Consider the following 4,956-nt stretch of genomic DNA (forward strand, 5'->3'; position numbering starts at 1 on the left):
TGGAAGATATCATTTACCTGATCAGTGGATATATAATAAAAATGGAGAGAACTATTCTATAAAATTAGATGAAAAAACTCTTCCTAAAAATATGATAGTAATTAGTGAAAATCCCATGGTAAAAAAAATAAGCTCATACTCACTAAATAAGTTTAATTTTAGCGTTATTAATAGGGAATTAACAACTAAAGAAAATGAGAGATATTCAAGTAGAATGTATTTAAAAAAAGGTGCTATTTGGGTTATTAATGATGACTTTAGAGTAAAACCTAAATTGGTTTTAGAGGTTCCTAAAAATGTAGAGATAAAAAATGGAAAAATAAAAACTCCAATAAATATGTCTATAGAAACAAATTATGGAGATTTTATTACAAAATATGAATTAAATATTTATAAAAGTGATGATTTTAACTTATTAAATCCAATTGGAACTAGAATAGGTGAAAAAATATATAATAATATGGATATTAAGTGGACTGGTGGAGATAATACATTTACATCAGGAGAAGAGATTAAATATGTGTTAAAAGTTTTTGATAAAAATGGAAATTTTGATAAAACTAAAATAGCTATATCAAATATTGTAAAAAAAGAACCAAAACTTGAAATAAATGAGAAAGATTATAATGAAGTTTCTCAAGAGATTAGAAATATACAGATTAATACTGGTGCTGTTAGATTTGTAGGAGCTGGATTAAGAGATGTAGATAAGATTTATATTGATAAAGAGGAGTACTCTATAGATTCTAATAACTTTGTACTTGGTAAATATATGTCTAGTGGAAATCATAATATTCCTATAAAAGTTATCTATGAAAATAAAAAAGAGGAGCAACAAACTTTAAATATAAATCTTCCTGAAACATATTACTTACAAACAGGAATTGCAGATATTTCCATGGGAAGAAATTATGTAAGTGGAAATACGCAAGTACTAGATGTGAAAAATCCTTTTGGACCTGAATATTATAATGGAAATATATATAACGAGGGAAGATTAGCATATTACAGTAGAGGAAAGTATAAAAATAAATTGAGATTAACAACATATTTTGATACTAAAACAGATAATATAAACAATTTATTTAATAATATGTTAAAAAGAGATAAAAGAAATATTTTTGAAAGATTAGATAATAATAAAAATGCATATTATCCAATATATGGTGATGATTCTTATGGATATAAAGGTATTGATACAGATGGAAAAATATTTTTAAATTTAGAATATAATAAATCCAATGTTTTATGGGGTAATTATAATACAGGATTTACAGATACTGAATTTATGCAATATAATAGAAGTTTATATGGACTAGATGGAAATTATAAAAGTAAAGAAGTTACTAAATTTGGGGATGATAAAATAAAAGTACAAGGATTTACATCACAGCCTGATACTCTTTATGCTCATGATGAATTTTTAGGAACAGGTGGTAGTTTATATTTCTTAAGAAATAGTGATATTTTAAGAAATACTGAAAAAGTTATGGTTAAAATTGTTAATAAAAAAACAATGTTAACAGAAAAAATAGTATACTTACAAGAGGGTAAAGATTATTCATTTGATGCTTTTCAAGGAAGAATTATTTTAAATAAACCTTTAAATGGAACTTATTTTAATGATAATAGTGATATAATACAAGATTCAACATCAGGAAATTCATATATATTCTTAGTTGTAGACTATGAATATATTCCAAATAAAAACATAGATGTAAGTAATAACAACTATGGATTTAATGGAAATATATGGATAAACAATCATATAGGTGTTGGAGGAAGATATGTAAGGGAAACTAAAGAAAATAAGAATTATTATTTAAAAGGTGGAATTCTTACTTTAAAAGGAACTGAAAACTCATATATTAAAGGAGAAATAAGTGAAACTTATGGAAGTCAAGGTAATAATAACTTTGTATCCTTTGATGGTGGATTGAATTTTAGAAAAATAAGTAGAGATTTAAGTTCTAAAACTGGAAAAGCTTATAATTATATGGGAGTTTTAAATCTATATGATATTAATCCAAAAGTATTTACTCAATATGGAAATGAAATAAAAGTATGGTATAAAAATAAAGATAGTAATTATTCCTTTGCTTCATATTTGGAAAATAAAGGCTTAATAAACAAAGGAATAGAAGTAGACTTAAAGAATACAGATAAGATAAAAACTAAATTAAAGTATGAAAAAACAGTGGAAAGTGAAGTTGAAAATAAAAATATATCAAAATTAGAAAGTTTAGAAGCGCAATTAAAATATATATTTAGAGAAAATATTTTAATGGGAGTAGCTTTTAAACAGGAGAAAGAGGAAAAAGATAGTGAAATAGGAACAGGAAAAATAGTTGGAGGTAAATTAGAGTATAAAATAGATGATAATACAAAAATATACACAGAAGCTCAAGGAACTATTTCAAGAAGTAAGAATTATGAAAAGAATAACATTTTAACATTAGGTGGAGAAAAAGATATTACTGAAAAATTATCAGTAAATGGAAAGACAAGTATAGGTAGTAGAGGAAATTATAATGAGATAGGAACAAGTTATGATATGACAGATAATTATAATGTATATTTTTCTTATACTCAAGATAAAGGAAAAAATGAGAATAAATTAACTGGTGGTCAAAGATTAAAATTAAATGATAAGTTTGATATTTATCAAGAAAATCAGTTTGTTACAGAGAATGGAAAAAGAGGAATATTAGAATCATATGGTCTTGATTATAATTTATCTAAGGATATAGATCTTGGAATGTCTCTTCAAAGAGGAAGAATAAAACTGCCAGATAATGGTGGAAATAGTAAAAGAAAAGGAGTTTCTTTCTATTCCAATGTAGATAAAGATAAATTAAGTTTAAGAAATAAAATAGAATATAGAGAAGAAAGTGGAAATGAAGGGATAAAGCAATTCCTAACAACAAATGATTTTCAATATAAATTAACTGAAGAGTATACTTTAGGAGGTAAATTTAATTATATATTTACTGATGAAGAAAAGTATAAAAATTCAGAGGATGTTGAGTCAAGTTTAGGGTTTGCATATAGGCCAATATATGATGAAAGATTAAATTTATTATGGAGATATACAGTATTATTAAATAATAATCCAAAAGAAAATAAAAATCTTAAAGCATATGTAGTGGAATCTGAAGGTATATATTCTATAACTCAAAGATTAGATTTAGGTTTAAAAGGAGCATATAGAAAAGAAGAAAATACTTTTGAAAGAGAATCAAAAGATAGTATTCAAATAAAAAATAATATTTATTTAATGGGTGTTAAAGCTAATTATAAGGTTATTAATAATTGGGATTTAACATTACAATATCATTGGTTGGTAGATGAGAGAGAAAAAGATATATCAAGTGGAGCAATAGTAGGACTGTATAAAAATTTAAATAGGAATTTCAAATTTGGAGGAGGATATAACTTTTCACAATTTAATGACAATTTAAATACAGCAGATTATAAGTCTCATGGATGGTTTATAAATATTATTGGTAGAATTTAAAAGTAAGCTAGTCAATTGACTAGCTTACTTTTTTTAAAGTTTTAGAAGTTTTAATTACAGAATTTTTATAAAAAATAATAAAAGATAGTAAAGATGTGAATATACCAAAAGCATACCCAAAATTAACAGGAAGTCTTAAACCTTCTGGAGCAATAATAATATATGTTGTAACAACAGCAGTCATAAATATAGCTGGAAGAGTAGCAATCCAGTGTAATTTATTGTTATTTGCTAAAAATACTGCACATGCCCAAAGAGTAATTGTAGCTAAAGTTTGATTAGCCCAGGCAAAATATCTCCAAATAATAGCAAAATCAATAAAACAAAGAGCAATACCAATTATAAAAAGAGGAATAGCAACAACAAATCTATTTTTTAGAGGTCCTTGTTTATAGTTAATAGAATCAGCAATAGTAAGACGAGCACTTCTAAAAGCTGTATCTCCTGAAGTTATAGGACAAGCAACAACTCCTAGTAAGGCTAAAGCTCCGCCAACTTTTCCAAGAATTGTATTAGAGATAGTGTTAACAACAACACCTGCAGCTCCAGCTCCAGCAAGACCCTCTGTTCCATCAAAAAAAGACATAGCAGCAGCAGCCCAAATAAGAGCAATAATACCTTCAGAAATCATTGCTCCATAAAATATTCTACGACCCTCTTTTTCATTTTTCATACAACGAGCAACAAGAGGTGATTGAGTGGCGTGAAATCCTGAAATTGCACCACATGCAATTGTAATAAATAAAAAAGGGAAAATAGAGGTATTTTTAGGATGAAGATTACTAAGAGTTAATTCAGGAATATGATAACCTTGAAAAATAAGCCCAGTTCCAATTCCTATAGCCATGATTAAAAGAGAGGCACCAAATAACGGATAAATCTTACCAATAACTTTATCAATTGGCAAAACAGTAGCTAAAAGATAATAAGCTATAATAATAGATATCCATATAAAAATATTAATATTTGTCATACTAGCTAAAATACCAGCAGGACCATTTATAAAAACAACACCTACTAAAATTAAAAGTATAACTGAAAAACCACGCATAATATTTTTAATTGTAGAACCTAAATATAAACCGATTATTTCTGACAAACTTGATCCATTGTGTCTAACAGAAAGCATTCCAGCTAAATAGTCATGAGTAGCACCAGCAAAAATACAGCCAAGTACAATCCATAAAAAAGCTACTGGTCCCCAAAGAGCACCAGCAATGGCTCCGAATATAGGTCCTAATCCAGCAATATTTAGAAGTTGAATTAAAAAAGATTTTTTCCAATCCATTTCAACAAAGTCAACACCATCAGCTAATTTTTTAGCAGGAGTTTCAATTGAAGAGTTTGCTCCAAAAACTCTTTCAACAAATGATCCGTAAATAAAGTATCCACCAACAAGTAAGATCGGAAGACGTCGTGTAGGGAAAGAGTGTACGTCC

General features: G+C 26.8%; 1 protein-coding gene. It reads left to right on the forward strand.

Annotated elements, in window-relative coordinates:
- Positions 1-3,517 (forward strand): hypothetical protein (locus Q0V09_RS07530; protein ID WP_297488096.1); only part of this gene is annotated, 3,517 nt, incomplete at its 5' end.
- Positions 3,518-4,956: the final 1,439 nt, after the last annotated feature.

The organism is uncultured Cetobacterium sp., assembly GCF_947039425.1.
Lineage (GTDB): Bacteria > Fusobacteriota > Fusobacteriia > Fusobacteriales > Fusobacteriaceae > Cetobacterium_A.